The organism is Pantoea hericii, assembly GCF_014155795.1.
GTDB lineage: Bacteria > Pseudomonadota > Gammaproteobacteria > Enterobacterales > Enterobacteriaceae > Pantoea > Pantoea eucalypti.
Map to the genome: position 1 here is coordinate 61,427 of NZ_SCKV01000009.1, position 26,973 is coordinate 88,399.

29 protein-coding genes are annotated in these 26,973 nt (G+C 53.7%); 21 read left to right on the forward strand and 8 right to left on the reverse strand.

Annotation, left to right across the window (positions count from 1 at the left end):
• Position 1 precedes the first annotated feature (1 nt).
• From H7K52_RS17905 to coaD, 7 genes are all read left to right on the forward strand, one after another.
• Complete coding sequence (locus H7K52_RS17905; protein ID WP_140034290.1) at positions 2–1,006, forward strand: glycosyltransferase family 8 protein; 1,005 nt, start codon at positions 2–4, stop codon at positions 1,004–1,006.
• Between the two features lie 324 nt (positions 1,007–1,330).
• Positions 1,331–2,317: a glycosyltransferase gene (locus H7K52_RS17910; RefSeq protein ID WP_225613919.1), complete on the forward strand. Its 987-nt coding sequence runs from the start codon at positions 1,331–1,333 to the stop codon at positions 2,315–2,317.
• A gap of 73 nt (positions 2,318–2,390) precedes the next feature.
• Positions 2,391–3,467 (forward strand): putative lipopolysaccharide heptosyltransferase III, encoded by a 1,077-nt coding sequence (gene rfaQ / locus H7K52_RS17915; RefSeq protein ID WP_182630289.1) that lies wholly within the window; start codon positions 2,391–2,393, stop codon positions 3,465–3,467.
• Positions 3,460–4,593, forward strand: a complete 1,134-nt coding sequence (locus H7K52_RS17920) for a glycosyltransferase family 4 protein (RefSeq protein WP_182630290.1) — start codon at positions 3,460–3,462, stop codon at positions 4,591–4,593. The genes rfaQ and H7K52_RS17920 overlap by 8 nt, the downstream gene beginning before the upstream one ends.
• A gap of 92 nt (positions 4,594–4,685) precedes the next feature.
• Positions 4,686–5,960: a lipid IV(A) 3-deoxy-D-manno-octulosonic acid transferase gene (gene waaA, locus H7K52_RS17925; RefSeq protein ID WP_003851314.1), complete on the forward strand. Its 1,275-nt coding sequence runs from the start codon at positions 4,686–4,688 to the stop codon at positions 5,958–5,960.
• Positions 5,960–6,736 carry a glycosyltransferase family 2 protein gene (locus H7K52_RS17930; protein ID WP_003851315.1) on the forward strand — a complete coding sequence of 259 codons (777 nt, stop codon included), beginning with the start codon at positions 5,960–5,962 and terminating at the stop codon, positions 6,734–6,736. Before waaA ends, H7K52_RS17930 begins: the two co-directional genes overlap by 1 nt.
• Positions 6,733–7,212: a pantetheine-phosphate adenylyltransferase gene (coaD, locus tag H7K52_RS17935; RefSeq protein ID WP_003851317.1), complete on the forward strand. Its 480-nt coding sequence runs from the start codon at positions 6,733–6,735 to the stop codon at positions 7,210–7,212. Before H7K52_RS17930 ends, coaD begins: the two co-directional genes overlap by 4 nt.
• Here the strand turns inward: coaD and mutM are convergent.
• The 4 genes from mutM to radC all read right to left on the reverse strand — a co-directional run bounded on the left by mutM (position 7,209) and on the right by radC (position 9,409).
• The gene (gene mutM, locus H7K52_RS17940) at positions 7,209–8,018 is read right to left on the reverse strand and encodes a bifunctional DNA-formamidopyrimidine glycosylase/DNA-(apurinic or apyrimidinic site) lyase (protein ID WP_003851319.1); all 810 of its coding nucleotides are present in this window, start codon (positions 8,016–8,018) and stop codon (positions 7,209–7,211) included. The two genes, coaD and mutM, sit on opposite strands and share 4 nt — an antisense overlap.
• A 69-nt stretch (positions 8,019–8,087) precedes the next feature.
• Entirely contained in the window at positions 8,088–8,255 is a 168-nt protein-coding gene (rpmG, locus tag H7K52_RS17945; RefSeq protein WP_003024094.1) for a 50S ribosomal protein L33, read from the reverse strand.
• A gap of 19 nt (positions 8,256–8,274) precedes the next feature.
• Positions 8,275–8,511 (reverse strand): 50S ribosomal protein L28, encoded by a 237-nt coding sequence (gene rpmB, locus H7K52_RS17950; protein ID WP_006121249.1) that lies wholly within the window; start codon positions 8,509–8,511, stop codon positions 8,275–8,277.
• Positions 8,512–8,752: 241 nt separating this feature from the next.
• Positions 8,753–9,409: a RadC family protein gene (gene radC, locus H7K52_RS17955; RefSeq protein ID WP_003851323.1), complete on the reverse strand. Its 657-nt coding sequence runs from the start codon at positions 9,407–9,409 to the stop codon at positions 8,753–8,755.
• A 180-nt stretch (positions 9,410–9,589) separates the two neighbouring features.
• Here radC and coaBC point away from each other — a divergent pair, with 180 nt between their 5' ends.
• The 3 genes from coaBC (at position 9,590) to slmA (ending at position 11,962) form a co-directional block, all read left to right on the forward strand.
• On the forward strand, positions 9,590–10,810 hold the full coding sequence (gene coaBC / locus H7K52_RS17960; RefSeq protein WP_003851326.1) for a bifunctional phosphopantothenoylcysteine decarboxylase/phosphopantothenate--cysteine ligase CoaBC: 1,221 nt from the start codon (positions 9,590–9,592) through the stop codon (positions 10,808–10,810).
• A complete protein-coding gene (dut, locus tag H7K52_RS17965; RefSeq protein ID WP_003851329.1) occupies positions 10,788–11,246 on the forward strand; it encodes a dUTP diphosphatase in 459 nt (152 codons plus the stop codon). The genes coaBC and dut overlap by 23 nt, the downstream gene beginning before the upstream one ends.
• 119 nt (positions 11,247–11,365) lie before the next feature.
• The gene (gene slmA, locus H7K52_RS17970; protein ID WP_039660564.1) at positions 11,366–11,962 is read left to right on the forward strand and encodes a nucleoid occlusion factor SlmA; all 597 of its coding nucleotides are present in this window, start codon (positions 11,366–11,368) and stop codon (positions 11,960–11,962) included.
• Positions 11,963–11,997: 35 nt separating this feature from the next.
• Here slmA and pyrE read toward each other — a convergent pair whose 3' ends face one another.
• Positions 11,998–12,639, reverse strand: a complete 642-nt coding sequence (gene pyrE, locus H7K52_RS17975; protein ID WP_031591887.1) for an orotate phosphoribosyltransferase — start codon at positions 12,637–12,639, stop codon at positions 11,998–12,000.
• Between the two features lie 49 nt (positions 12,640–12,688).
• A complete protein-coding gene (gene rph, locus H7K52_RS17980; RefSeq protein ID WP_003851334.1) occupies positions 12,689–13,405 on the reverse strand; it encodes a ribonuclease PH in 717 nt (238 codons plus the stop codon).
• A gap of 150 nt (positions 13,406–13,555) precedes the next feature.
• Here rph and H7K52_RS17985 point away from each other — a divergent pair, with 150 nt between their 5' ends.
• Complete coding sequence (locus H7K52_RS17985; RefSeq protein ID WP_003851335.1) at positions 13,556–14,740, forward strand: NupC/NupG family nucleoside CNT transporter; 1,185 nt, start codon at positions 13,556–13,558, stop codon at positions 14,738–14,740.
• 38 nt (positions 14,741–14,778) lie between these two features.
• On the opposite strand, the gene H7K52_RS17990 is transcribed toward H7K52_RS17985, so the two are convergent.
• Positions 14,779–15,204, reverse strand: a complete 426-nt coding sequence (locus H7K52_RS17990; RefSeq protein ID WP_078805324.1) for a DUF3574 domain-containing protein — start codon at positions 15,202–15,204, stop codon at positions 14,779–14,781.
• 156 nt (positions 15,205–15,360) lie between these two features.
• Between H7K52_RS17990 and H7K52_RS17995 the strand changes: the two genes are divergently transcribed.
• The 7 genes from H7K52_RS17995 (at position 15,361) to H7K52_RS18025 (ending at position 21,960) form a co-directional block, all read left to right on the forward strand.
• On the forward strand, positions 15,361–16,224 hold the full coding sequence (locus H7K52_RS17995; protein WP_003851337.1) for a YicC/YloC family endoribonuclease: 864 nt from the start codon (positions 15,361–15,363) through the stop codon (positions 16,222–16,224).
• A 426-nt stretch (positions 16,225–16,650) separates the two neighbouring features.
• A complete protein-coding gene (gene lpxP, locus H7K52_RS18000; protein WP_003851339.1) occupies positions 16,651–17,574 on the forward strand; it encodes a kdo(2)-lipid IV(A) palmitoleoyltransferase in 924 nt (307 codons plus the stop codon).
• A gap of 234 nt (positions 17,575–17,808) precedes the next feature.
• Entirely contained in the window at positions 17,809–18,951 is a 1,143-nt protein-coding gene (locus H7K52_RS18005) for an alanine racemase (protein ID WP_039660562.1), read from the forward strand.
• A 136-nt stretch (positions 18,952–19,087) separates the two neighbouring features.
• A complete protein-coding gene (locus tag H7K52_RS18010; RefSeq protein ID WP_039660561.1) occupies positions 19,088–19,483 on the forward strand; it encodes a hypothetical protein in 396 nt (131 codons plus the stop codon).
• A gap of 433 nt (positions 19,484–19,916) precedes the next feature.
• Positions 19,917–20,183, forward strand: coding sequence for a hypothetical protein (locus H7K52_RS18015; RefSeq protein ID WP_039660605.1), 267 nt, complete (start codon positions 19,917–19,919; stop codon positions 20,181–20,183).
• An 82-nt stretch (positions 20,184–20,265) separates the two neighbouring features.
• Positions 20,266–20,910, forward strand: coding sequence for an oligosaccharide flippase family protein (locus H7K52_RS18020; RefSeq protein ID WP_003851343.1), 645 nt, complete (start codon positions 20,266–20,268; stop codon positions 20,908–20,910).
• 432 nt (positions 20,911–21,342) lie between these two features.
• Positions 21,343–21,960: a trimeric intracellular cation channel family protein gene (locus H7K52_RS18025; RefSeq protein ID WP_008926964.1), complete on the forward strand. Its 618-nt coding sequence runs from the start codon at positions 21,343–21,345 to the stop codon at positions 21,958–21,960.
• On the opposite strand, the gene ligB is transcribed toward H7K52_RS18025, so the two are convergent.
• Positions 21,898–23,649 carry an NAD-dependent DNA ligase LigB gene (gene ligB, locus H7K52_RS18030; RefSeq protein WP_182630291.1) on the reverse strand — a complete coding sequence of 584 codons (1,752 nt, stop codon included), beginning with the start codon at positions 23,647–23,649 and terminating at the stop codon, positions 21,898–21,900. The genes H7K52_RS18025 and ligB overlap by 63 nt on opposite strands.
• A 240-nt stretch (positions 23,650–23,889) precedes the next feature.
• On the opposite strand from ligB, the gene gmk reads away from it, so the two are divergent.
• Genes gmk through spoT form a run of 3 tightly spaced genes read left to right on the forward strand, consistent with a single transcriptional unit; the run spans position 23,890 to position 26,972 of the window.
• Entirely contained in the window at positions 23,890–24,513 is a 624-nt protein-coding gene (gene gmk / locus H7K52_RS18035) for a guanylate kinase (RefSeq protein ID WP_033743562.1), read from the forward strand.
• A 54-nt stretch (positions 24,514–24,567) separates the two neighbouring features.
• Positions 24,568–24,843: a DNA-directed RNA polymerase subunit omega gene (gene rpoZ, locus H7K52_RS18040; RefSeq protein WP_003851346.1), complete on the forward strand. Its 276-nt coding sequence runs from the start codon at positions 24,568–24,570 to the stop codon at positions 24,841–24,843.
• Positions 24,844–24,863: 20 nt separating this feature from the next.
• Positions 24,864–26,972, forward strand: coding sequence for a bifunctional GTP diphosphokinase/guanosine-3',5'-bis pyrophosphate 3'-pyrophosphohydrolase (gene spoT, locus H7K52_RS18045; protein WP_003851347.1), 2,109 nt, complete (start codon positions 24,864–24,866; stop codon positions 26,970–26,972).
• The last annotated feature ends 1 nt before the right edge of the window (position 26,973 follow it).

A 26,973-nucleotide genomic window follows, 5' to 3' on the forward strand; every position in this document is an offset into this window, starting at 1 on the left:
AATGGCAATTACCCCTCTTACTGAGGCCGTTCAGCAAAGTCAGCTGCTGGTTAACACGCTTGCTGACACGGATGATAATCCGGTTCACGTTGCGTTTGGCATTAACCATGCCTACGCGCGCGGCCTGGGCATTACGTTGTTTTCACTTCTCAGCCATCATCCCGATACGGCTTTCCATGCCCATGTTTTCTCAGACTCGCTTCGCGATGAGGATGTGGAAAAACTGCGCTCGCTGGCCGCGGGCCACCGTCTGGCGATCACACTGCATATTTTTAGCAGTGCCTGGGTTGAGCAGCTGCCTTCCGTCGGACGTTATCCCAAAAGTATTCACTACCGCTTCCTGATCCCTGAAACAGTGGCGAGCTACAGCGATCGGGTGATCTATATTGATGCAGATACCCTGGTGGTGGGCGATTACTCTCCCCTGTTCACCCTGGATCTCACGGACTACACGCTGGCGGCCTGTAACGACACGCCGCGAGCGCGACAGAATCAGTGCGCAAAGCTCGGGCTGAAGCATCATCACTATTTCAACTCCGGCTTCATGCTGATCAATATTCCGCGCTGGCTCGAAAGGCAGACCACCGCGCGTATTACCGACGTGCTGGTAAAACGGGGCGCTGAATTTGGCTTTCCCGATCAGGATGCGCTGAATATCGTGCTTCAGGATGAGATTCTGATCCTGCCGGACCGTTATAACCAGATTTACGACATCATCGCCAATAAAGTCTGGGACCACTCTACTGTGCCCACTGACACGGTAATGATTCACTACACCGGTAAATGCAAACCCTGGCATGCCTGGGCAGGCAGCGACCTTGCCCGGCGCTACCACGGCTATTACCAGCGCTCACCCTGGGCTGTACAACCGCTTGATACGCCAAAACATTACAAAGAGATGAAGCGATTCGCCCGCATTAAGTGGCATCAGAAACAGTATGCTGAAAGCATCAGCTGGATGATGAAGTATGTCAGTCTCAAGTTCTTTAAGCAGAGCGAACAGTAGCGCACTCAGGTTTATCAGATTGATTCGGGCGCTGTTATTTCAGCGCCTGACTTTCCCGTCATTTATCCCACCTGCTGTTTGCCACGACCATTTATAAAAAGCCAAATGAACACCGGCATAATAATCTGTTTACCTTTAAGGTCTCATTGCGTAAAAAAAGCGCATATAGCGCATTATTGTTGTCGGGCGTGGTTTTTCGTAAAGCAGGGAAGCCACACCGTTTTATAATCATGCATTCCCTGATTTCATTCTGCTGATTTGGAAATGATTTATGACGAGGCAACGCCCTTTCGCAGTGAATACAACGCCGGTGCAGATATTGTCATGAGTACGTCTCCTCTGCTGAGTATCATTACCCCGATGTATAACGCGGGCAGCATGTTTGATGAGTTCATGCAGGCGCTACTGGCGCAGACGCTGACTGCGCTGGAAATCATAATTGTCGATGACGGTTCCACCGACGGCTCTGGCGAGCGTGCCGACCAGTATGCACAGCAGCATGCTCATATTCGTGTGATTCATCAGGAAAATGGCGGTGTATCGCGTGCCCGCAACGCCGGGCTGGCGATAGCCCGTGGGAAATATGTCACTTTTCCTGATGCGGATGACACCATGCAGCCCGATATGTATCAGACGCTGGTGACGCTGGCGGAAGCGGACAATCTGGATGCGGCACAGTGCAACGCCGAGTGGTTTTTCAAACATAGCCAGCGAGTAAAACCGCTGATTCCGCTGGATCGTTTGCGCAGCACACCGGTGCTGAGTGGGGCCGACTGGCTCAACACCGCGCTGAAAACCCATCGGTATATGCATGTGGTCTGGCTGGGGATCTATCGCCGGGAACTGATTGAGCAGCATCAGTTGCAGTTCGAACCGGGCCTGCATCATCAGGATATTCCCTGGACCACCGAGTTTATGTTGCTGGCAAAACGCGTGCGATATACCGAAGCCGTACTCTATCGCTACTATATGCATGACGCCTCCATCAGCAATCGCAAACGCACTGGCGAGCGCAACGTTGAATATCAGCGTCACTACCTGAAGATTGCGCGACTGCTGGAAGAGCTTAATCATCGTTATCGTGACCGCGTGAAGATCTACCCGTCATTTCACTATCAGGTGACCCATGAAGCGCTCAGCGTTTGTCACAGTGTGAGACGCGAGCCTGACCCCCGCGCACGCCAGGCGATCATTGCCGACCTGTTCACAACCCGGACACACCTGCGCATGTTACGTAATGCCAGAGGCATTAAGCAGTGGTATCAGTTGCTGTTATGGCTGGCACGACTCTATCGCTGGCGTAATAAATAACCTTTGAGGCTGGCTTTATCCTAAAAAGGGTTTGCCCTACAATCGGCTCACTGAATTCTGAGAACTCTTGTTTATGGCCAGCCTGATTCCAGCAAACTTCTCTCCAAAAAATATATTACTGATTAAGCTGCGCCATCATGGTGACATGCTGCTCACAACGCCCGCCATCAATGCGCTTCATGAGCGTTATCCGCAGGCCAGCATTGACGTGTTGCTCTATAAAGAGACGCGTCCGATGCTGGAAGCGCATCCGGCTATCCGCCATTTGCACGTCATCGATCGCAAATGGAAGCAGGAGGGCACCTGGCGTAAGCTGGGCCATGAGCGTGCATTAATTCGCGCCGTGCGTGCCGCCCATTATGATCTGGTGATAAATCTGGCCGATCAGTGGCGCGCAGCCCAGATGACGCGGCTCTCTGCGGCACCCGTTCGCATCGGTTTCGCCTATAAAAAACGTGATAACGTGCTGTGGCGATGGTGTCATAACCGGCTGGTCCCGACACATAATCACAGCAAACTGCATACCGTTGAGCAGAATATGTCTGCACTGGCACCTCTCGGCATTAGCAGTGATAACGCACGCGTCTCAATGCACTACAGCGACGCTGACCAGCAAATTGTGCAGGCCAGACTGGCGGAACATCATGTCACCGCACCCTATATTGTGGTGCAGCCGACCTCACGCTGGGGCTTTAAATGCTGGGAAGAGGAGAGCGTTGCCGCCACGCTTGATCAACTGGCGCAGCCGGGCCGCAAAGTGGTGCTTACCGCCGGGCCGGATAAGCAGGAGCTGGCGATGATTAACCGTATCAGGGCGCTCTGTGTATCGCAGGATGTGGTTTCGCTGGCGGGTCAGTTCACGCTGCCGCAACTGGCGGCGCTAATCGATCACGCCCGGCTGTTTATTGGTGTCGACTCCGCACCGATGCACATGGCTGCTGCACTTGAAACCCCCTGTATTGCGCTGTTTGGTCCGACCAAGCTGCAGCACTGGCGGCCATGGGGCGACAACAATCATGTTATCTGGGCGGGCGATTATGGCCCGCTGCCCTCGCCCGATTCTATCGACACCAAAACTGACAAGCGTTATCTCTCGGCCATTCCGGTAAAGGATGTGGTCGTGGCAGCGAGGAGCTACCTGAATGAGTAAGTTACGGCTGGCGATTGTCCGGCAGAAATATCGCCCGGATGGCGGTGCTGAGCGCTTTATCTCACGCGCGCTGGAAGCGCTGGGCAGCGAACAGCTCGATCTCAATATCATTACCCGCAGCTGGCAAGGCACGCCCAATCCTGACTGGCATCTGCATATCTGTAATCCTTCAAAGCTGGGACGGGTATCCCGTGAGCGCGGTTTTGCCCGTGCAGCCCGCGCCTGCTGGGAGCGGGAAAAGTTCGATATTGTGCAAAGCCATGAGCGTATCGCAGGCTGTGACATTTTCCGCGCGGGTGATGGTGTGCATCGCGTCTGGCTGGAACAGCGCGCCCGCATCGTCTCATCATGGCAACGGCTGAGTGCAACGCTTAGTCCCTATCATCGCTATGTGCTGCAGGCGGAAGCCGAAATGTTTACCTCTCCGACGCTAAAAGCGGTGATCTGTAATTCAGAAATGGTAAAGCGCGATATTCTGCGCTGTTTCCCGCTCGACGCCGGAAAAATCCACGTTATTCATAACGCTATCGACGCCAGCCGTTTCCAGCCCGCCACGGAAACAGCTCGTCGCGCGACCCGTCAGCAACTGGGGCTGCCCGATGCCGCTACCGTACTGATTTATGTCGGCTCCGGCTTTGAGCGTAAAGGGCTGAAAGCGGCCATACAGGCGCTGGCCGCCAGCGATCGCTATCTGATTGTGGTGGGTCAGGATAAGCAGCTGCAACGTTATCAGCAGCTGGCAAATCAGCTTAACTGTCTGGACCGACTGCGCTTTGTCGGCGTACAGCAGGATGTACAACCCTATTATCACGCGGCGGATGGCCTTCTGCTGCCTACGCTCTACGACCCGTTCCCGAATGTGGTGCTCGAGGCGATGGCCTGCGGCTTGCCCGTGATTACCAGCACCGGCTGTGGTGGCGCAGAATTTATTACCGCTGGTCAGGAAGGCTTCGTCTGCGATGCATTGGATATCAAGGGGTTAAATCAGGCTGTTAACACAATACCGCCACTTTCCCTGGATTCACGAATGGGTGAGGCAGCACGGCGTAAAATTGAACCTTATGGCCCACAACGACTGGCGCAGTCACTGACTTCGCTTTATCAGCAGGTACTGGGTAGCAACTGACAATGTGGGATGAGTGCATGCGGGGTTTCTGATAACATGCCGTCATCTGATTTTAATCTGTTTTTAGACGCGAACCTGCTGTAACGGTAACTATGACGACCATTTACACCGCCTTGCTCTACTTAATTCAGCCACTCATTTGGCTGCGCCTGTGGCTGCGCGGTCGTAAAGCGCCTGCCTATCGCAAACGTTGGGCAGAACGCTATGGCTATTGTGTCGGCAAAGTGAAGCCTGACGGCATTGTGCTGCACTCGGTCTCTGTGGGGGAAACCCTTGCCGCGATCCCGCTGGTGCGCGCACTTCGTCATCGTTACCCGACTCTGCCGATTACCGTTACCACGATGACGCCGACCGGCTCTGAACGAGCGCAATCTGCTTTCGGTAAAGATGTACATCACGTCTATCTGCCTTATGATCTGCCGGGTTCAATTAATCGTTTTCTTGATACGGTCAATCCACGGCTGGTGATCATCATGGAAACCGAGCTATGGCCGAACATTATCCGCATTCTGCACCAGCGTAATATTCCGCTGGTGATTGCCAATGCCCGCCTCTCGGCCCGATCCGCCAAAGGCTACCGCAAGCTGGGTAAGTTTATGCGACGCCTGTTGCAGAGCATTACGCTAATCGCCGCGCAGAACACTGAAGATGGCGACCGCTTCCTGAGCCTGGGCCTGAAACGTTCACAACTGGCCATTACCGGCAGTCTGAAGTTTGATATTTCCGTCACGCCAGAACTGGCCGCCAGAGCGGTGACGCTTCGTCGTCAGTGGGCGCCGCGCAGACCGGTGTGGATAGCCACCAGCACACACGAAGGCGAAGAGGCCATTGTGCTGGATGCTCATCGCCGCCTGCTGCAGACCTTTCCGGATCTGCTGCTGATTCTGGTTCCCCGCCATCCCGAGCGCTTCAACGATGCCCGCGAACTGACGCAGGAACGCGGCTTTAGTTTTATCCTGCGCAGCAGCGGCGAGATCCCTTCCGGCTCAACGCAGGTGGTCATCGGCGACTCCATGGGCGAACTGATGCTGCTCTACGGCATTGCCGATCTGGCTCTGGTCGGTGGCAGCCTGGTTGAACGGGGCGGACACAATCCGCTCGAACCTGCTGCCCATGCACTTCCGGTTCTGATGGGGCCCCATATCTGGAACTTCAAAGATATCTGCAGCAAGCTGCAGGAAGGCCAGGGATTGATTACGGTCACCGACGTGATTTCGCTGGAAAAAGAAGTCACTAATCTTTTGCAGGATGATGATTACCGCCGTTATTACGGACGCCATGCGGTAGACGTGTTGCACCAGAACCAGGGTGCGCTCCAGCGTTTGCTACAGTTACTCGAACCGCATCTGCCACCCCGGACTCACTAATGTCAGTACGCCAACGTCTTTCCGTAGTGATGATCGCCAAAAATGAAGCGGAACTGCTGCCTGATTGCCTGGCCTCGGTCAGCTGGGCCGATGAAATTATCGTGCTGGACTCTGGCAGCAGGGATGACACCGTCAACATCGCCACCCAGGCCGGTGCGCAGGTCTATCAGAATGATGACTGGCAGGGTTATGGTATCCAGCGCCAGCGCGCGCAGGGCTATGCTACCGGCGACATGATTTTGATGATCGATGCAGATGAGCGCGTTTCACCCGAACTGCGTGCTGCAATTGAGCAGGTGCTGGTTGCCCCACCCAGCCGCACGGTTTATAGCCTGGGCCGCAGCAACCTGTTTCTCGGTCGCTTTATGCGCCACAGTGGCTGGTATCCCGATCGCGTGATGCGCCTCTATCCCCGCACCTTCCGCTACAATGACAATCTGGTGCATGAATCCCTGCAGAGTGACGGCGCGCCGGTAGTGGCATTGCCTGGCGATCTGGAACATCTGACCTGCCGCGATTTAATCGCCTTTCAGCGCAAGCAACTGGCCTATGCTGAAGCCTGGGCCACAGAACGCCATCAGCGCGGTAAGCGCTGCGGCCTCTTTTCTGTATTCAGCCACACGCTGGGCGCATTTGTAAAAACGCTGCTGCTGCGTGCCGGTTTTCTCGACGGCAGGCAGGGCTGGATTCTGGCGGTGGTCAACGCGCAATATACCTTCAATAAATATTCAGCCCTCTGGGCGCTGAATCACGCTTCGGCAAAAGGGCGAGTATGACCACGAAAGCCATCTATCCCGGTACATTTGATCCTGTGACGCTTGGCCATGTCGACATCGTGACGCGGGCAGCACAGATGTTTGACGAGGTTATTCTGGCTGTTGCCGCTAGCCCCAGCAAAAAACCGATGTTTAGTCTGGATGAACGCGTGGCGCTGGCCGGTGAAGTGGTGGCCCATCTGCCTAACGTTGAGGTGGTCGGGTTCAGCGACCTGATGGCGAATTTCGCCCGTGACCAGCAGGCGAACGTGCTGGTTCGTGGATTGCGAGCGGTGTCAGATTTTGAATATGAAATGCAGCTGGCGCAGATGAATCGTCACCTGCTGCCAACACTGGAGAGCGTTTTCCTGATGCCGTCTGAAGGCTTCTCGTTTATCTCGTCTTCACTGGTCAAAGAGGTGGCGCGTCACAAAGGCGATGTTAGCGCCTTTCTGCCCGCGCCAGTGCATCAGGCATTGCTGGCTAAACTGGCTTAATGCTGACAGTTCGGGCACCAGTAAGTGCTGCGTTGCCCATGCCTGCCGCTGACAATCGGCGTACCGCATGCCCGACAGGGTTCACCCGCCCGGCCATAGACCTGCAACTGCTGTGCAAAGTAGCCCGGCTTACCGTCTGTCTGTAAGAAGTCACGCAGCGTGGTTCCGCCCTGCTCAATCGAACGAAGCAGCACCGCTTTGATGGTATTCACCAGCAGTTCTGATTCGGCCTGAGACAGGCTTCCGGCAGCACGATCGGGAACGATCCCGGCGGTAAACAGTGACTCACTGGCATAAATGTTGCCCACGCCCACCACCACTTTGTTATCCATCAGCCACTGCTTAATGAGCGTCCGCTTGCCGCGTGACTTATCAAACAGGTAAGCCCCATCAAACTGCTCGCTGAGTGGCTCCGGCCCGAGATGGGCCAGCACACTACTGCCCGCCAGATCGCTGCTCCAGAGCCAGGCACCAAAGCGGCGCGGGTCGGTGTAGCGCAGCACTTTGCCGTTGCTCATCACTAAATCAACATGATCATGCTTCGCTGCTGGCAACTCTTCTGACAGTACGCGCAGACTGCCGGACATGCCAAGGTGGATAATAATCCAGCCATGCGGCAGCTCCAGCAGCAGATATTTCGCCCGGCGCTGCACGCTGAGAACCGGCTGATCGCTCAGCGCCAGGATCTCCTGCGAAACGGGCCAGCGCAAACGTGAATTACGCACCACGGCGTGAAGGATGGTTTCACCGACCAAATGCGGTTCGATACCGCGGCGGCTGGTTTCAACCTCTGGCAACTCTGGCATAGCCTCTCCTCAGCGTTTTACACAAACAAAAAACCCGGCCGGAGCCGGGTTTTTAGCAGAACACTAAAATTACTTAATTTTAGCTTCTTTGTAGAGCACATGCTGACGTACAACCGGATCGAACTTTTTCAGTTCCAGCTTCTCTGGTTTAGTACGTTTGTTCTTCGTGGTGGTATAGAAGTGACCTGTACCAGCAGAGGAAACCAGCTTGATCTTCTCACGAATACCTTTAGCCATGATTCAGTTCCTTAGTACCTTAGTACTTCTCACCACGGGCACGCATATCGGCTAACACCGTATCAATGCCCTTTTTATCAATAATACGCATACCTTTAACAGATACACGCAGAGTAACGAAGCGCTTCTCGCTCTCAACCCAAAAACGGTGTGAGTGCAGGTTCGGAAGGAAACGGCGTTTCGTCGCGTTCATTGCGTGGGAACGGTTGTTACCCGTCACCGGACGCTTTCCAGTTACCTGGCAGACTCGTGACATGTCAATATCTCCAAAAATCAAATCAGCTCGAGCTTTAAAAATTAGGTTTGGGCCGCCTCGTCAGGCTTGCAGCCCGCCAGGCGAATTCCATGGAACCCGCTAAGCTGGCCTAACCGCCAAACCCGAGATTCTCAAAGGTGGCGTAGTATACGCCGCTCAGCCCAAGTGCTCAAGTCCCGAACAGATAAAGATCCCGAATGATCGGGCAAAAAGCCGCCACCTGGCGCGAAATTTCCCGCTATCAGAGCCATCCCCGCTCGGCAAAGGAGACATATTCGCCATGCCCAATCACCAGATGATCGAGCAAGCGTATATCGAATAGCTGGCAGGCCTCACTGACTTTGTGGGTCACTTCGCGGTCTGCGCGACTCGGTTCGGCCATGCCCGACGGGTGATTATGCGCCAGTATCAGAGCAGCTGCGTTGAGTTTCAGCGCCTCCCGAACGATCTCACGAGGATGAACTTCCACACTATTAATAGAACCCGAGAACATATTTTGTGCCCGTAGCACCCGATGCTGGTTATCCAGAAACAGGGCCATAAAGATCTCACGCTCCTGATGAGCCAGCAAACTTTGCAGATACTGGCGCGTGATTTGTGGGTTCTCCATGGCGCTTTCGCGAACCAGTTTGCTGGCGAAAAATCGCTTCGCCAGTTCGGCAACCGCGTGAAGTTGCGCCAGCTTGGCATCGCCGATACCTTTGACTTCACCGAATGCCGCTTTGTCTGATGTCATGAGCAGATAAAGCGAGCCAAACCCCTCCAGCATCTCTCCGGCCAGTTCAAGGACGTTCTGCCCTGGCGATCCGGTGCGGAGAAAAATGGCCAGCAATTCGGTATCGGTGAGCGAGTTTGCGCCCAGTTTCTGGAGTTTTTCCCGTGGTCCCTTGATTTTCATTTTCGCTCTCCCTGAGATGCGCCTCAGAATGGCTCATCCTGCAGAGTGCGGCTATCAATGGAACGGCAATCTACGAGACGGCTCGCAAACGCAGTCGGTGAAAAGGCGCATCCACGCTTTTGTGATAAAGTCCGTGCATTCGCCGCCGCGAGCGGCAGAGAGCTTAGTGAGGCCAACATCATGATGGGATTAGCCGGTAAAAAAATTCTTCTTGGCGTGAGCGGCGGTATCGCAGCGTATAAAGCACCTGAGCTGGTGCGGCGCCTGCGCGATCGCGGCGCTGATGTGCGCGTGATGATGACGGAAGGTGCCAAAGCGTTTATCACTCCGCTCAGCCTGCAAGCCGTCTCCGGCTATCCGGTGTTTGACGATCTGCTTGATCCCGCTGCAGAAGCGGCGATGGGTCATATTGAACTGGCAAAATGGGCCGACCTGATTGTGCTGGCTCCGGCCACTGCCGATCTGATTGCCCGTGTGACTGCTGGCATGGCAAACGATCTGGTGACCACTGCCGTGTTGGCCACGGCCTCACCCGTGGCGGTCGTGCCAGCCATGAATCAGCAGATGTATCGCGCAGCGGTGACCCAGCAAAACCTTCAGACGCTCCACGCGCGGGGCGTGCTGATTTGGGGGCCGGACAGCGGCAGCCAGGCCTGTGGCGACGTCGGGCCGGGCCGGATGCTGGACCCGCTGGCGATTGTTGACCATGCGCTGCTGTGGGCTACGCCCGTCAACGATCTGCAACATCTCAACATTATGATTACCGCCGGCCCGACCCGAGAGGCGCTGGATCCGGTGCGCTACATCACGAATCACAGCTCCGGTAAAATGGGCTTTGCGATTGCCGCTGCGGCTGCCCGACGTGGTGCTCAGGTCACGCTGGTCAGCGGCCCGGTCAGCCTGCCTGCACCTGCGGGTGTGCGACGCGTTGATGTTACCAGCGCGCTGGAGATGCAGGCCGCTGTGATGAGTGAGATAGATAAACAACATATTTTCATTGCAAGCGCAGCCGTGGCAGACTACCGGGCAGCCGATATTGCGGCCGATAAAATCAAGAAACAGGGCGGCGATGATAACGTCACGCTGAACCTGGTAAAGAATCCCGATATTGTTGCCGGCGTCGCTGCACTTCAGGAAAACCGGCCATTCGTCGTTGGATTTGCTGCTGAAACACAGAATGTGGAAGAATACGCCCGGCAAAAACGGGTGCGCAAGAATCTGGATCTGATCTGCGCTAACGATGTCGCTAAAGCCGGACAAGGGTTTAATAGCGACACCAATGCTCTTCACCTTTTTTGGCAGGATGGAGAAAAACGCTTACCGCTCAGCGATAAGTCTCTCCTTGGCCAACAATTAATAGACGAGATTGTCAGCCGTTATGATGAAAAAAATAGACGTTAAAATTCTGGATGCGCGCGTCGGCAAAGCGTTTCCGCTGCCGACCTATGCCACTTCAGGTTCCGCTGGGTTAGATTTACGCGCCTGCATTGATGATGTTCTCGACATCGCACCAGGCACCACGACGCTGGTTCCGACCGGCCTGGCGATTCATATCGCTGATCCCGATCTGGCCGCTGTAATCCTGCCGCGCTCGGGCCTTGGCCATAAGCATGGCATCGTGCTGGGCAACCTGGTGGGTCTGATTGATTCGGACTATCAGGGACAGCTGATGGTATCGGTGTGGAATCGTGGTCAGGAAAGTTTCTCGCTGCAGCCCGGCGATCGCATGGCACAACTGGTGTTTGTACCGGTAGTCCAGGCTGAATTTAATCTGGTTGAAGATTTCGACGCCAGCCAGCGCGGCGAAGGCGGCTTCGGTCACTCCGGTCGCCAGTAACCCGCATTACCGACTTTCACTTACGCCCGTTATTTTTCCTCATCGCTGCAGGACGCGTTCCTGTGGCAGATGCGTAGGTGTTGCCTGTATTTAGGTGAATTTCAGGGGTCTTTAAGGTCATGGCAGAAAAAAAAGTCGCGAAGCGGAATCGTCGCGAAGAGATTTTGCAGGCGCTGGCGCAGATGCTGGAGTCGGGCGATGGCAGTCAGCGTATCACCACAGCCAAACTGGCAGCCACAGTGGGTGTTTCCGAAGCGGCGCTGTATCGTCACTTCCCCAGCAAGACACGCATGTTCGATAGTCTGATTGAGTTTATCGAAGACAGTCTGATTACCCGCATCAATCTGATCCTCAAGGATGAAAAAGAGACCATGACGCGTCTGCGTCTGATCGTGCAATTGATTCTGGGATTTGGTGAGCGTAATCCGGGACTGACGCGCATACTGACCGGCCATGCTCTGATGTTTGAGCAGGACCGACTGCAGGGACGTATCAATCAACTGTTTGAGCGGATTGAAGTGCAACTGCGACAGGTCATGCGTGAGCGGAAAATGCGTGAGGGCGAGGCTTTTCAGGCTGATGAAGCATTGCTGGCAAGTCAGTTGCTGGCTTTCTGTGAAGGTTTGCTGTCGCGGTATGTCCGTTCTGAGTTTCGTTTCAGTCCTACCGCAGACTTTGAGGCCCGCTGGCCACTCATGGCTGCTCAGCTAACGTAAAGCGTCAAAGAAGGCGGGCATTGCGCCCGCCTCTGTTAAATCCCGTACGCTTTCTGATAAGCACGGACCTGAGCCAGGTGATCGGCCATCTCAGGCTTCTCCTCCAGCCAGGCAATCAGGTCTGCCAGGGTAATAATCGCGGTCACTTTACAGCCGTAATCACGTTCCACTTCCTGGATTGCCGACATCTCTCCGCGTCCACGCTCCTGACGATCTAGCGAAACCAGCACACCTGCCAGGGTGGCGTTGTGCGCGCCGATAATATCCATCGACTCACGAATCGCCGTGCCCGCTGTGATCACGTCGTCCACCAGCATCACTTTGCCCTGCAGCGGACTGCCTACCAGCAGGCCACCTTCACCGTGATCTTTGGCTTCTTTACGGTTAAAGCAGTAAGGCACATCGCGGTCATGATGATCAGCCAGCGCCACTGCCGTGGTGGTAGCAATCGGAATGCCTTTATAGGCCGGACCAAACAGCAGATCGAAATCAACAGCGCCATCCACCAGCGCCTGCGCGTAGAAGCGTCCCAGCAGCGCTAAATCCCGTCCGCTGTTAAACAGACCGGCATTAAAGAAATAGGGGCTTTTACGCCCGGACTTCAAAGTGAACTCACCGAACTTCAGCACCTGCTTGTTCAGGGCGAATTCAATAAACTGACGCTGCCAGGCTTTCATCTCTCACTCCTCAAATAAAGAAAAGGCGACTCTGAGGTCGCCTGTTACATCAATTTTCCAGCGCTGCTTTCTGCGCCTGAATCAGTTCCTCAATTCCGCCGCGCGCCAGCGCCAGTAGCGTCAGCAGCTCTTCATGGCTGAAGGGTTCGCCCTCGGCGGTGCCCTGCACCTCGATCATGCGGCCATCTTCCATCATCACGACATTCATGTCAGTTTCTGCGGCTGAGTCTTCAACATACTCCAGATCGCACAGGGCTTCGCCTTTGACGATGCCCACTGAAATCGCGGCGACCATACCCTTCATCGGGTTTGCTTTCAGTTTGCCGCTGGCTACCAGCTTGTTCAGCGCATCAGCCAGAGCCACACAGGCGCCAGTGATTGATGCGGTGCGGGTGCCGCCATCGGCCTGGATTACGTCACAATCGAGCGTAATGGTAAATTCACCCAGCGCTTTAAGATCAACCGCGGCGCGCAGTGAACGGGCAATCAGACGCTGAATCTCCAGCGTACGGCCACCCTGTTTACCTTTTGCGGCTTCACGCGCCATACGGCTGTGGGTCGAACGCGGCAGCATGCCATATTCGGCTGTGACCCAACCCTGGCCCTGGCCTTTAAGGAAACGCGGAACCCCTTCGTCTACGGAGGCAGTGCAAAGCACTTTCGTTTCGCCGAATTCCACCAGAACGGAACCCTCTGCGTGTTTGGTGTAATTGCGGGTCAATGTGACTGGACGCACCTGTTGTGCGCTACGGCCTGCTGGACGCATGGGTATTCTCCGGCTTGCTAATGATTGGCTGCGCATTATACGGACTTCCTTGCCCGCTGTCTCTTGCGCCTGCCTGAAGCAGGCATCAGATGAAATTTCCGGCCAGCTGTGGCTAAATGCGCTTTCCTTTCTCTCTGATAAAAAAGACATATGGCCGCCATTCTTCATTTCCTGCTGGCGCTGGTGGTGATTTTCGCCCTTGCGCTGCTGGTCAGTCATGACCGTAAACAGATTCGTCTGCGCTTTATTATTCAACTGATTGTGGTGGAAGCCGCGCTGGGTTGGTTCTTCCTTCACTCCGCCGGAGGGCTGGCACTGGTCGGATCGTTTGCCGGTTTCTTTGAGACGTTGCTGGGGTTTGCGGCGCAGGGCACGGAGTTCGTTTTTGGCGGAATGAGCAAACAGGGGCTGGCGTTTATCTTCCTTGGTGTGCTCTGTCCGATTGTCTTTATTTCGGCACTCATCGGCATATTGCAGCACTGGCGCATCCTGCCGCTACTGATTCGTGTTTTCGGAACGCTGCTGTCGAAGATTAACGGCATGGGCAAGCTGGAGTCATTCAACGCCGTCAGCACACTGATCCTCGGTCAGTCAGAAAACTTTATCGCCTATAAAGGGATTCTGGGTGATATCCCACCGCGCCGGCTCTACACCATGGCAGCGACCGCGATGTCCACCGTTTCACTGTCGATTGTCGGTGCTTATATGTCGATGATTGAACCGAAGTATGTGGTTGCTGCACTGCTGCTTAACATGTTCAGCACCTTTATTATCCTGTCGATCATCAACCCGATGGAAAGCCGGGATGAGCAGCCTATCGCGCTGGAAAAGCTGCATGAAGAGCAGAGCTTCTTCGAGATGCTGGGTGAGTACATCCTGGCAGGCTTCAAAGTGGCGATGATTATTCTGGCGATGCTGATTGGCTTTATTGCTCTGATTGCTGCCGTTAACGCGCTGTTTGCGGCGGTGTTTGGCTACAGCTTCCAGCAGCTGCTCGGCTATCTGTTCTATCCTCTGGCCTGGCTGATTGGGATTCCGAAAGCCGATGCCCTGCAGGCGGCAGGCATCATGGCGACTAAGCTGGTCGCGAATGAGTTTGTGGCGATGATTGAACTGCAGAAAGTCGCGGCGGGCATGAGTGCGCGCGGGCTGGGTATTCTGTCGGTGTTCCTGGTCTCTTTTGCTAACTTTGCCTCGATCGGCATTGTGGCGGGCGCAATAAAAGGCCTGAACGAGAAACAGGGAAATGTGGTTTCCCGCTTTGGCTGGAAGCTGGTCTATGGCTCCACACTGGTCAGCCTGCTCTCTGCGGCCTTTGCCGGTCTGTTTATCTGACTATTTAGCGGGCGGCAGCTTCGCCGCCCGCTTTCGCCCTAGAACCCGACACAGACGGGTGCATCTACCCGCATAACCGACTCCTGACCAAACCGTTTTTTATAGAGGGTACGTAACGCCTCAATATCCTGATTGGTCGCGGGATCGATACCGTGGATCAGCATCAACGCTTTACTGTTCTCTCTTGCCAGTTGACCGTTCTCGCCCAGCCATTGACCTTTAGCGTCATAGACCGACAATCCCGCTTTGAAACGTGGCGTGACTTCATTATCCACGAAGTTCATCCAGTCGAGTGAACTCACACTGCCGCCATCTGGCTTGCTGAGTCCGAACCACAACGTGGTCTGCATCATCATGTCGCCACCGGCACAGATGGGGTGCGGTTTAGTCGGCGGCGCGTGGCGCGTCTGGCAACCCACCAGCAGCAGAGCCATTACAACAGGGAATGCAATAACGCGGGACATAAATCAGTTATCCTCATAGGTGACCAGTGGTCATCATATGTGGCTGCCGCTGAAAGCGGAAATAGTTCGTTATTTTCCTGTAAGACGCTTATGCCTGTTATGGCGTGGTTCGCCTCGCTATACTTCACCCATCTTTCCGTAAATTGAGTACCGCTTATGATCCGCAGTATGACCGCTTATGCCCGCAGCGAAGCCAAAGGCGAATGGGGCAGCGCAGCCTGGGAGCTGCGTTCTGTTAACCAGCGTTATCTGGAAACTTACATCCGTTTGCCTGAACAGTTTCGTGGGCTGGAGCCGGTTATCCGCGAGCGCATTCGCCAGCGTCTGACGCGCGGTAAAATTGAGTGCAACCTGCGTTATGATGCCGATCCCAGCGCTCAGGGCGAACTGATGCTGAATGAAACGCTGGCGAAACAGCTGGTGCAGGCTGCTAACTGGGTAAAAATGCAGAGCGACGAAGGCGCGATTAATCCGCTGGATATTCTTCGCTGGCCGGGCGTGATGTCTGCGCAGGAGCAGGATCTGGATGCCATCAACACACAATTGTTACAGGCACTGGATGGCGCGCTGGACGATTTCATTGCGGCGCGCGAAAGCGAAGGCACCGCGCTGAAAGCGATGATTGAACAGCGTCTGGAAGGCGTTTCGCAGGAAGTCAGCAAAGTGCGCGCGCAGATGCCTGACGTGATTAAATGGCAGCGTGAACGCCTGGTCGCCAAACTGGAAGATGCTGAAGTCCAGCTGGAAAACAATCGCCTTGAGCAGGAGCTGGTGATGATGGCGCAGCGTGTTGATGTGTCCGAAGAGCTGGATCGTCTGGATGCACACGTTAAAGAGACCTACAACATCCTGAAAAAGAAAGAGGCTGTAGGCCGCCGTCTCGATTTCATGATGCAGGAGTTCAATCGGGAATCGAATACGCTGGCATCAAAGTCGATCAACGCCGAGATCACCACTTCCGCGATCGAACTGAAAGTGCTGATTGAACAGATGCGCGAGCAGATTCAGAACATCGAGTAAGTTCCCGCCCGGCAGGTCAGTTATAAAGCGTCAGCAATGGCGCTTTGTTCATTTTTCAGGCATTATCTTTCGGGTTTCACCTCCCTATGTGGCTTTTGACTCCCACCTGCGGCTTCATTATCACGTAAAGATTGATAAACGTTCATTTCCAGACACTTCCGGAACACACTTTAATCATGCTTTGCATTTAGGATGATTTCTTTTTAAATTGCTGATTTTAAAATAATTTTTCTGGATTTAACTCTTTTTACGTTCCCGACGCACTGTCTCCATGAAACAGATCAATCCTGTGAATCACGGAGTTTCCCTTTTTTTGAAGGCACTTTTTGATAAAGTATCGGTCGAATTCAATACAGCCGTACCGCTTTAAGACTCATGGAAGTGCTCTTTATGCGATACCCCCCTCAACTTCCATGAAGGTTGTTAATGAAAAACACCGGAAAATTTAGCAGTTCGCTGCTGCATCCGCGTTATTGGTTTACCTGGTTTGGCCTTGGCGTACTCTGGCTGCTGGTCCAGCTTCCTTATCCTGTTCTCATGCGTCTCGGTGCCGGTGCCGGCAAAATCTCTCGCCATTTCCTGCAGCGCCGCGAGCGTATTACCCGTCGTAACATCGAACTCTGCTTCCCGGGTATCAGTGAAGAAAAAATCGAACACATGATCGCTGGTAACTTCGCATCGCTAGGCATGGCCCTGGCTGAAACCGGTATTGCCTGGTTCTGGTCTGACCGGGCAGTAAAACGCCTGTTTAACGTTTCAGGTATGGATAATCTTCACGCTGCGCAGAACGAAAAGCGCGGTGTGATGCTGATTGGCGTACATTTCATGTCGCTGGAGCTGGGCGGACGCATCAGTGGACTCTGTCAGCCGATGATGGCGATGTATCGCCCGCACAATAATCAGGCGATGGAGTATGTGCAGACCAAAGGCCGCATGCGTTCTAATAAAGCGATGATTGACCGTCGTGATCTGCGCGGTATGGTTCATGCTCTGAAACAGGGTGAATCGGTCTGGTTTGCACCAGACCAGGATTACGGCCCTAAAGGCAGCACCTTTGCGCCACTGTTTGCGGTGGAAAAAGCTGCCACTACCAACGGGACTTTTGTTCTGTCGCGTCTGGCGAAGCCAGCGATGGTACCGATTATGCTGATTCGTAATCCAGGAAATGATGGCTACCATTTAATCATCGAACCGATGCTGGAAAATTATCCTCATACCGATGAGGCTGCTGCTGCCGCTTACATGAATAAAGTGATCGAAAATCAGATCCTGCGTGCACCCGAACAGTACCTCTGGCTACATCGCCGATTCAAAACCCGTCCGCCGGGTGAACAGTCACTCTATATCTGAGTAAACTGATAAAGCAGGCCGCGTGCCTGCTTTTTTGTTTTAATATCCGGGTTCACTCCTTTTGTTCCTCCCTTTCCTCTTTCCCGATCCCCCTCTCCTCATCATGCCTCTCGCGTTATAGCAATGGCTCTTGTTTCTGCTGCTCAACATGCCTGTTCTGCGGTAAGCAGGCTGGTATCAGAGAGATTATTAGGGAATGATGAATCTTCTTATCTCGTTATTAACGGACACCTTATGGATATCAATGACACACAGCAGTGGCAGCGTCCGCTGATTGACGATCGCCTCACACCTTACATTGAAGTGGATGCAGCACGCCTGGAATGCAACCTGCAGCATATGCAGCGCAAAGCCCGTGCGGCTGGCGTCGCGTTGCGTCCGCATATCAAAACGCATAAAAGCGTCTGGATTGCCCGGCGACAGATTGAGTCTGGCGCGCAGGGGATCACCGTCTCAAAACCCAGCGAAGGCATCAGTTTTATTCAGGGTGGTATACGCGATCTGTTGTTAGCCTATCCGGTTGTACATCCGCAAAGCGTGGCTGAATTACTGCGCCTCGCCGTGCTTCATCAGGTCAGACTCACCCTGATTGCGGACAGCCTGCAGGGCGTGGCGGCGATCGCTGAGGCCTGCCAGCATCAGCCAGGGTGCGAACTGGCGGTGGCGATTAAAGTGGATGTTGGGTTACATCGCATTGGCGTCAATCCCGATACAGATGACGCCGTGCTGATTGCCCGGGCATTACAGGACAAGGGATTACGCTTTGCCGGATTAGTGTCACATGCCGGTCACGCTTATGGTGCGGGTCATGCCGCAGCCATTGCGGAGGTCGCCCGCCAGGAAACGGCATTGATGCAGCGCGTTCAGGCAAAACTGCAGGCTGCGGGTTTTACCGACTGCCCTCTCTCAGTGGGGTCAACCCCAACTGCGCTGGCAGCAGAGATTGCGCCCTGCATTAATGAAATCCGGCCCGGTAACTATGCACTGTTGGATCTTACTGCCTGCCGCCTTGGGTTAAGCCACGTCGATCAACTGGCAATGAGCGTCATTACCCGCGTTGTGGCGGTAAACGATCATTTCGCCATTGTTGACGCCGGATCAAAAATGCTGAGTTCGGATAAAGGGCCGCACGGCACCAATGCCAGCGGCTTTGGTGTTGCAGCAGACGAAGCGGGCAATACCTATGAAGTGACGAAGTTATCCGAGGAGCACGGTTTTCTGCTGTTTCAGGATCGCCGCCCTGAAGTCGGCACGCTGCTGCGTATCTTCCCGAATCACAGTTGCGCAGTGATGGCGCAGTCGGATGGCTTTGTTCTGCGTCACGCCAGTGGTCATAGCGAAGATCATGCCGTTTCTGCGCGTGGCAACTTCATCTGATTCTGCGGCAGACAGCCTCATCCGTTGTCTGCCTTTTGTACGAAACCCTGTCAACACCACACTTCTACTGTTACACCGTTTTAACAAGTCTGGCCCCATGCTTTAATGCCTTTTTCGCTTATCCATTGGAGGTTACATGCTCTCCTCTCGCACGCTGAGCCTGACGATCCCACGTCACTGGTTAGATCTTTATGAAACTATCTGGAAGCCGGAATTTTTCGCAAAGTGGGCATCCGGGTTAACGCACAGTGCATTAGAACCCGATGGACATCGCTGGCGTGCTAAAGGGCCCCTGGGCAATGTGAAGCTCAGGTTCTCACCACACAATCCGTTTGGCGTAATGGATCACTGGATTGATAACGGCTCAGGAAAGGAGATCTATGTGCCGATGCGCGTGATCGCTAATGAACAGGGTGCCGAGGTAATGGTTACGGTTTATCGCCAGCCATTTACTTCAGATGAGAGATTTAAGCAGGATATTGAATGGGTTAGCAATGATCTGGAGAAACTCAATCAGCTTCTGACACAGTAAATCAAGGACTTAGAGTCCGTTTTTCTCTGTACTTATTGCTGGTCGCTAACGAAAAAAAATAGAAAAACTTCTGACATTAAAGCATAAAGCGCTTATCTGATTACTCATCCCCGATACACATTTACCACCAACCCTGCTTAAGCATCTCCGCCAGGAAAATTCCTGGCTTAACCCGCTATCAGATAGCTGATCTTCCCGGATTTCAGGCTTCTCTGTCTCCCCTGATAACGTTCTGCCTTAGAGACATACATTAATCATCAACAGTTGTTTATCACTGCTCTCCTGAAGATTTAATATTTATCATGCATAAAGTGAAACCATTTATTTCTGCGGTCGTGTAATCAGACTTTTCTTATGGTGTTAAATTAAATAAAACAATGTATAAATCATTCCACACACAGCAATACCCATAATGATAAAGCAGGAAAAAGTCATGGACCGCTCAACCTATCCTTTGTTATCAGAAAAAGAATTCGTTGAGATTGCCGCAAGGATGCTGGCAGGAGAATATAAAAATACAAAAGGATTTATTCGTGATCTGGCGGAATTTCTGTTAGCTGCAGGGGATTCCGCCATGACACGAAACAGGGAATTTACCAGGGATATCTATTTTTTATCTGAGCATCATTTGATTGAATCAATAATAACATGGCAAGCCTGGAGAGGTATTTCAGGACTTCGGCCGGAAAAATTGCACTAACTAACGGTGTCACAGCAACCTCTTCTTGCCGTTACACAATTATTTAATTCTCACAGAGTTGATGAACTCTAACGAGTATATTATGGCAATACGTGAAAGCAGTCTTAATAGCGCAAAATGGTCTCTGCTCTCTTCAATCAAAATTATTGGCATTGGCGTGTTGCAACTCTCGTTGCTGGCGCAGATTCTGCAGGCGAATGAGCTTAACCTGCTGGCGATTGCCATAATTGCCTTACTGTTTATTGATACTCTGGCCGATCGCGGCTTCTCAAATACACTGATCCGTCGCTGTATGCTCTCAATCAATGACCTCTCAACCATTTACTGGGGTAATATGTTGATGGGTGTCGCGGTGTTTGGTCTTTTATTTACGGGCAGTCACCTGCTGAACAGCCTGTTTAATCAGCCCGAACTGGCTCTCATGCTGCAGATGGTCTCAGTGGTGTTTATTATCATCCCTCAGGGTCAGCATTACCGTGCGGTATTACAGCGTGAAAAGCAATATACACGCATTGCTTTTGCTGAAACGTCCTCAGTATTAGCCGGACTTGCAGTCACCTTATTTACCGTCTGGCTGACACCTTCTGTATTATGTGCGATCTGGGGTTACCTTGCGATGGCTTCCATTCGCATGCTGATTTACTGCTACTATGGTCGTTCATGGTTCCAGCCGGAATATCACTTTAGTCTGAATGCTTTTGCTAAAATTCGCGCAAGAAACAAATAATAAAATAAGTCTGTATGGTGGGCTCTGAGCATCCGAAACGATGCGTTGGCGTGCTGTTAACCAGCACGCCTTTCTTTTTGTTAATCCTGTCGATATATTTTTACTCCTTTCTTTAGCTGCAGCATCCCGTTCTTTCTATCTCCTTTACAGACCAATGTCTGACCTGCAAATTTCTGGCCGTCATGGGCTGTAAATCTCCCCCTGGTTCTGAGTCAGTTAACACCAGCCAGGCCCGCGCGACTCCTCTGCACATCGTCTCATCTTAACCTTCACCAGCATTCATCATCGGTTTTGCACTGAAAAGTCTTTCTATGCTGATGCCGGGCCGGACTGGTATACACTGCGCAAATCCCGGACGCCGACCACCTGAAATCTCTGTCGCCGCCTGTTAAGCAATGCTGTAGCCTTGCCGCCGTCTTACTGGAGTCTGCTATGTTACTGACCGTTCTCTACATTATTGGTATTACTGCTGAAGCCATGACAGGTGCGCTGGCGGCGGGTCGCCGCAAAATGGATCTGTTCGGGGTCATTATTATTGCGTCAGTGACCGCAATCGGTGGTGGCTCGGTGCGCGATATCCTGTTGGGTCACTATCCGCTGGGTTGGGTGAAAAATCCCGAATACATCATGATTGTGGCGGCAGCGGCGGTCGTCACCACATTCCTGGCGCCCCTGATGACCCACCTGCGCAAAGTTTTTCTGGTGCTGGATGCATTGGGTCTGGTGGTCTTTTCCATTATCGGCGCGCAGGTTGCACTTGATTCCGGACACGCCATGATTATTGCCGCGATAAGCGCAGTGATTACAGGTGTCTTTGGCGGCGTACTGCGTGACATGTTCTGTAATCGCATTCCGCTGGTGTTTCAGAAAGAGCTGTACGCCGGTATCGCTTTCGCCTCGGGCTGGATGTATATCCTGCTGCTGAAAACCACGCTGGCGCATGAAGCGGTGATTATCATTACCCTGCTGTTCGGCTTTTTTGCCCGTTTACTGGCGCTGCGCTTCCGTCTCGGTTTGCCGATTTTCAACTATCCCCACCCCGAGCATTGAGGACGCAGGAATACCCTGCTGTTGCAGGAACGCGATGAGGGCCTGCAGACGGGCATCCTGAAACTGCTCAGCCAGGCGCGTTGCCAGCCCCGCACCAACGCCCGGCAGAGTTTGCCAGGCCATAACATCCCGCCGCATTACGCTCTCCCACTGCTGATCGGGCAGCGCATTCAGGGCTTTTTGCGGCAATGAAACGCCAAGGGCCTTCACCCATCGACGAAACGGTTGCTGACGAGTGAGATTAAAACGGTGCCAGAGCTGCTCCGCACGCTCCGGAGAGAGACTCGTCGCGGCGGCAATCTGTTCCGGTGTTAATGTCAGCCAGCCGAACAGATGCGTCATACTGCCGCTTTCCAGTAAGCGCAGCCAGGTGCTGCGCTCAACCCCAGGAATATTCAGCTCCGTTTTCTGGCTGAGCCAGCGTAATTTCGCCAGTAACTGCTTCTGGCACTCAGCGCTGAAGGTATAACAACTCAACGGCGTATAACGCGACGCCTCGGGAGGCTGAGGATAATGTCGCTCTGCCACGCGCCAGATTACCCGCTCCAGCCGGGGTATTCCCTGACCCGCCAGACTCAGCGTGACCACATCGCCCGCGACGATATCGCTCTCCTGCCAGCGACGTAGCGATCCGACATTAACCCGCCTGACCGTTTTATCATCCAGTTGCACTGGCTGAAGATTAAGTACCGCCGCTATTTTTCCGGTTCGGCCAATGGGGAAATCGACGGAGAGCACTTCAGCACTGACTTCAGGAGGCTGATATTTCCAGGCAACCGCCCATATACCCTCGCCTGGCAGCCAGTTTTTGCCTGCAGGCCGCCGACTCTGATGAACCACCACGCCGTCTGTGACAAAAGGCAGCGCAGCATGAAACCAGCGCTCACGCCAGATGGCTACGTCCTCTTCATCTTTAACGTTGTGGCTCCATTCTGCTGCAATGCCCAGCCCCCAGCGGCTGAGTTGCTCATGGCGCTCCGTCATTGTGGCGGGACCATCTGGCCATGCCCAGATGAAAACACCGAGCGAATCCAGCAGCGGAGTCCGCTGCCTGCTCATCATCGCGCCGGCCACCAGTGAGCGCGCATTTTTGCCGCCATCAATCGCCTGCTGATGACCGTTCATCAACAAAAACAGCTCGCCCTGCAGTACAACCTCGTCGAGAGGGGTCTCGATATGCAGCGGAATTGCCGGGATCCAGGCGGCTTTAGCCAGCCACTCTTCACCGCGCAATCCATCGCCACGACTTAACAACGAGACCAGCCTGCCATGGCGATACACCAGTGAAACGGCGATGCCATCAACTTTTGGCTGCACCCAGAGATCGCGTCGCCCCTGCATCCAGTAAGCCAGTGCCAGCTTGTCGCGCATCTTTTTTACGCCAGTATGGGCGATTGGATGCAGGTGCTCACCCTTGCCAGGCAGTTGCGGGGAATAAGTGGGCTGAGAAGCGCTAAAGCAGTGTTGCCAGGTAACAAGCCGCTGCTGCAGCGCATCGTAATCCGTGTCAGTCACCGGACTCTGCCCCTGGCGATAATAAGCGTCATCCCAGTGTTGCAGTTGCTGTTGCAAACGGCCGATCTCTTCAGTCGCCCGTACGGGTGTCCAGACCGGACACACGGCACTGTGCGCAGGCCATAGGGCGAACCACAGAATAATCGCAGATAGCGGCCAGCCGAATCCTTTCATACTCTTTCCTCTGACATTTTTTGGCATTCAACAGCAATGCATTAGCGTCAGCCAGAGGCGAGGTTTCGTTCCGGAAGAGATGCCAGGGTAATCCGTGAACCATTACAGCTGCCCGACAGAGATTTGCGCGCAGAGGCGCAAAAGATTGAGTGTTGTCGCTGCGCAAACGCTGCGTGGCAACGGGAAGCTGTGTATACTGTGCAGGAAATCGACTCCGCTTTTAATCAATTCAAGAAAACCATGGCTCAAGGCACGCTCTATATTGTTTCTGCTCCCAGCGGTGCAGGGAAATCCAGCCTGATTCAGGCACTGTTAAAGACCCAGCCGTTGTATGACACGCAGGTCTCTGTTTCGCACACGACGCGCGGTATGCGTCCGGGTGAAACCCATGGCGAACATTACTTTTTTGTTGAGAAACATGAATTTGAGCAGATGATCGCGGAAGATGCTTTCCTCGAACATGCCCGGGTTTTTGACAACTACTACGGTACGTCACGCCATGCCATTGAGCAGGTGCTGGCAACCGGCGTTGACGTGTTCCTCGACATCGACTGGCAGGGCGCGCAGCAAATCCGCGCTAAAATGCCTGGCGCACGCAGCATCTTTGTTTTGCCGCCTTCGAAAGAAGAGCTCGATCGCCGTCTGCGCGGTCGTGGTCAGGACAGCGAAGAGGTGATCACACGTCGCATGGCTCAGGCAGTAGCGGAAATGAGCCACTACGCCGAGTATGACTATTTAATTGTGAATGATGATTTTGATCTGGCGCTGTCCGATCTGAAAACCATTATTCGCGCAGAACGTCTGCGTATGGCGCGTCAGAAGGCGCGTCACGATGCTTTAATCAGCAAACTGTTGGCAGTCTGAATACAGTTTCAGTATGATGCGCAGTCATTTCTTCATCTGTGGAGTAGCACACCTATGGCACGCGTAACCGTTCAGGACGCAGTAGAAAAAGTTGGTAATCGTTTTGACCTGGTGTTGGTCGCTGCACGTCGTGCACGTCAGATGCAGGTTGGCGGCAAAGATCCGCTGGTTCCGGAAGAGAACGATAAACCTACCGTTATCGCCCTGCGCGAAATCGAAGAAGGTTTGGTCACCAATCAGATTTTAGATGTGCGTGATCGTCAGGAACAGCAAGAGCAGGAAGCCGCTGAGTTACAGGCCGTTACCGCTATCGCTGAAGGTCGTCGTTAACAGCCACCTGCAGGTCGCCCTTGTATCTGTTTGAAAGTCTCAATCAACTGATTGAAAAATACTTGCCAGAGGAGCAGATCAAGCGCCTCCAGCAAGCCTACCTTGTCGCACGTGATGCCCACGAGGGACAGACACGCTCCAGTGGTGAGCCTTATATCACCCATCCGGTTGCCGTGGCCTGTATTCTGGCGGAAATGAAGCTCGACCATGAAACGCTCATGGCCGCGCTGCTGCATGACGTGATCGAAGATACGCCCGCCACTTACCAGGATATGGAACAGCTGTTCGGTAAAAGCGTGGCGGAGCTGGTCGAAGGCGTTTCAAAGCTGGATAAGCTGAAATTCCGCGATAAGAAAGAAGCGCAGGCTGAGAACTTCCGCAAGATGATTATGGCGATGGTGCAGGATATCCGCGTCATTCTCATCAAGCTGGCTGACCGCACCCATAATATGCGCACCCTTGGGTCTTTACGCCCGGACAAACGTCGCCGCATCGCGCTGGAAACGTTAGAGATTTATAGTCCGCTGGCACACCGCCTGGGTATTCATCACCTTAAAACAGAGCTGGAAGAGCTCGGTTTTGAAGCACTTTACCCGAACCGTTATCGGGTGATTAAAGAGGTGGTGAAAGCTGCGCGTGGTAATCGTAAAGAGATGATCCAGAAGATTCTTTCTGAGATTGATGGCCGTTTACAGGAAGCGGGCATTCCCTGCCGCGTCAGCGGTCGCGAAAAGCATCTTTACTCGATTTACCGCAAAATGACGCTGAAAGAGCAGCGTTTTCACTCGATCATGGATATCTATGCCTTTCGCGTCATCGTGAAAGATCTGGATACCTGCTATCGCGTTCTGGGCCAGATGCACAGCTTATATAAGCCGCGTCCGGGCCGCGTTAAAGATTATATCGCCATCCCCAAAGCCAACGGCTATCAGTCGCTCCATACCTCCATGATCGGCCCGCACGGCGTGCCGGTTGAAGTGCAGATTCGCACCGAGGATATGGATCAGATGGCAGAAATGGGGGTCGCTGCGCACTGGGCTTATAAACAGGCGGGCGAAAGTGGCACCACTGCACAGATTCGCGCGCAGCGCTGGTTGCAAAGCCTGCTCGAGCTGCAGCAGAGTGCGGGCAGTTCATTTGAATTTATTGAAAGCGTGAAGTCCGATCTTTTCCCTGATGAGATCTACGTCTTTACGCCTGAAGGTCGCATTGTTGAGTTGCCAACCGGCGCGACGCCGGTAGATTTCGCCTATGCGGTGCACACCGATATCGGCCATGCCTGCGTCGGCGCACGCGTTGACCGCCAGCCTTATCCGCTGTCGCAAACCCTGACCAGCGGTCAGACGATTGAGATCATCACCGCGCCAGGCGCCCGTCCAAACGCCGCCTGGCTCAATTTTGTCGTCAGCTCCAAAGCCCGCGCCAAAATTCGTCAGCTCCTGAAAAACCTCAAGCGCGAAGACTCGGTTAATCTGGGTCGCCGCCTGCTCAGCCATGCGCTGGGCGGTAGCCGTAAACTGGCTGAAATCCCGGCTGAGAATATCAGACAGGAACTGGACCGCATGAAGCTGACTTCGCTTGATGATCTGCTGGCGGAAATTGGCCTCGGCAATGCGATGAGCGTGGTCGTGGCGAAGAACCTGCTGCAGGCTGACAGCAAGGCTATCACCAGCACCAGCAAGCGCGGTAAACTGCCGATTAAAGGCGCAGATGGCGTGTTGATTACCTTCGCCAAATGCTGCCGACCAATTCCTGGTGACCCGATTGTTGCCCATGTCAGTCCTGGCAAAGGGCTGGTGGTGCATCATGAATCCTGCCGGAACATTCGTGGCTACCAGAAAGAGCCGGAAAAATTTATGCCGGTTGAGTGGGATAAAGTCACCGAGCAGGAGTTTGTAGCAGAAATTAAAGTCGACATGTTTAACCATCAGGGCGCGCTGGCTAACCTGACGGCGGCCATCAACACGGCGGGTTCGAATATTCAGAGCCTGAATACCGAAGAGCGTGATGGTCGCGTCTATAGCGCCTTTATCCGCCTCACCGCACGTGACCGCGTTCATCTGGCGAATATCATGCGTAAAATTCGCGTGATGCCGGATGTGATCAAAGTCCACCGTAACCGTAATTAGG

Coding starts and splice junctions, on each gene's coding strand:
- H7K52_RS17930 (WP_003851315.1), top strand. CDS start 5,960: ATGTCAGTACGCCAACGTCTTTCCGTAGTGATGATCGCCAAAAATGAA.
- rph (WP_003851334.1), bottom strand. CDS start 13,405: ATGCGTCCAGCAGGCCGTAGCGCACAACAGGTGCGTCCAGTCACATTG.
- rpmB (WP_006121249.1), bottom strand. CDS start 8,511: ATGTCACGAGTCTGCCAGGTAACTGGAAAGCGTCCGGTGACGGGTAAC.
- H7K52_RS17995 (WP_003851337.1), top strand. CDS start 15,361: ATGATCCGCAGTATGACCGCTTATGCCCGCAGCGAAGCCAAAGGCGAA.
- ligB (WP_182630291.1), bottom strand. CDS start 23,649: ATGAAAGGATTCGGCTGGCCGCTATCTGCGATTATTCTGTGGTTCGCC.
- waaA (WP_003851314.1), top strand. CDS start 4,686: ATGACGACCATTTACACCGCCTTGCTCTACTTAATTCAGCCACTCATT.
- coaD (WP_003851317.1), top strand. CDS start 6,733: ATGACCACGAAAGCCATCTATCCCGGTACATTTGATCCTGTGACGCTT.
- rfaQ (WP_182630289.1), top strand. CDS start 2,391: ATGGCCAGCCTGATTCCAGCAAACTTCTCTCCAAAAAATATATTACTG.
- mutM (WP_003851319.1), bottom strand. CDS start 8,018: ATGCCAGAGTTGCCAGAGGTTGAAACCAGCCGCCGCGGTATCGAACCG.
- H7K52_RS18025 (WP_008926964.1), top strand. CDS start 21,343: ATGTTACTGACCGTTCTCTACATTATTGGTATTACTGCTGAAGCCATG.
- coaBC (WP_003851326.1), top strand. CDS start 9,590: ATGATGGGATTAGCCGGTAAAAAAATTCTTCTTGGCGTGAGCGGCGGT.
- H7K52_RS17990 (WP_078805324.1), bottom strand. CDS start 15,204: ATGTCCCGCGTTATTGCATTCCCTGTTGTAATGGCTCTGCTGCTGGTG.
- H7K52_RS18010 (WP_039660561.1), top strand. CDS start 19,088: ATGCTCTCCTCTCGCACGCTGAGCCTGACGATCCCACGTCACTGGTTA.
- lpxP (WP_003851339.1), top strand. CDS start 16,651: ATGAAAAACACCGGAAAATTTAGCAGTTCGCTGCTGCATCCGCGTTAT.
- H7K52_RS17905 (WP_140034290.1), top strand. CDS start 2: ATGGCAATTACCCCTCTTACTGAGGCCGTTCAGCAAAGTCAGCTGCTG.
- H7K52_RS18015 (WP_039660605.1), top strand. CDS start 19,917: ATGGACCGCTCAACCTATCCTTTGTTATCAGAAAAAGAATTCGTTGAG.
- pyrE (WP_031591887.1), bottom strand. CDS start 12,639: ATGAAAGCCTGGCAGCGTCAGTTTATTGAATTCGCCCTGAACAAGCAG.
- H7K52_RS17920 (WP_182630290.1), top strand. CDS start 3,460: ATGAGTAAGTTACGGCTGGCGATTGTCCGGCAGAAATATCGCCCGGAT.
- H7K52_RS18020 (WP_003851343.1), top strand. CDS start 20,266: ATGGCAATACGTGAAAGCAGTCTTAATAGCGCAAAATGGTCTCTGCTC.
- radC (WP_003851323.1), bottom strand. CDS start 9,409: ATGAAAATCAAGGGACCACGGGAAAAACTCCAGAAACTGGGCGCAAAC.
- rpmG (WP_003024094.1), bottom strand. CDS start 8,255: ATGGCTAAAGGTATTCGTGAGAAGATCAAGCTGGTTTCCTCTGCTGGT.
- H7K52_RS18005 (WP_039660562.1), top strand. CDS start 17,809: ATGGATATCAATGACACACAGCAGTGGCAGCGTCCGCTGATTGACGAT.
- dut (WP_003851329.1), top strand. CDS start 10,788: ATGATGAAAAAAATAGACGTTAAAATTCTGGATGCGCGCGTCGGCAAA.
- H7K52_RS17910 (WP_225613919.1), top strand. CDS start 1,331: ATGAGTACGTCTCCTCTGCTGAGTATCATTACCCCGATGTATAACGCG.
- H7K52_RS17985 (WP_003851335.1), top strand. CDS start 13,556: ATGGCCGCCATTCTTCATTTCCTGCTGGCGCTGGTGGTGATTTTCGCC.
- rpoZ (WP_003851346.1), top strand. CDS start 24,568: ATGGCACGCGTAACCGTTCAGGACGCAGTAGAAAAAGTTGGTAATCGT.
- slmA (WP_039660564.1), top strand. CDS start 11,366: ATGGCAGAAAAAAAAGTCGCGAAGCGGAATCGTCGCGAAGAGATTTTG.
- gmk (WP_033743562.1), top strand. CDS start 23,890: ATGGCTCAAGGCACGCTCTATATTGTTTCTGCTCCCAGCGGTGCAGGG.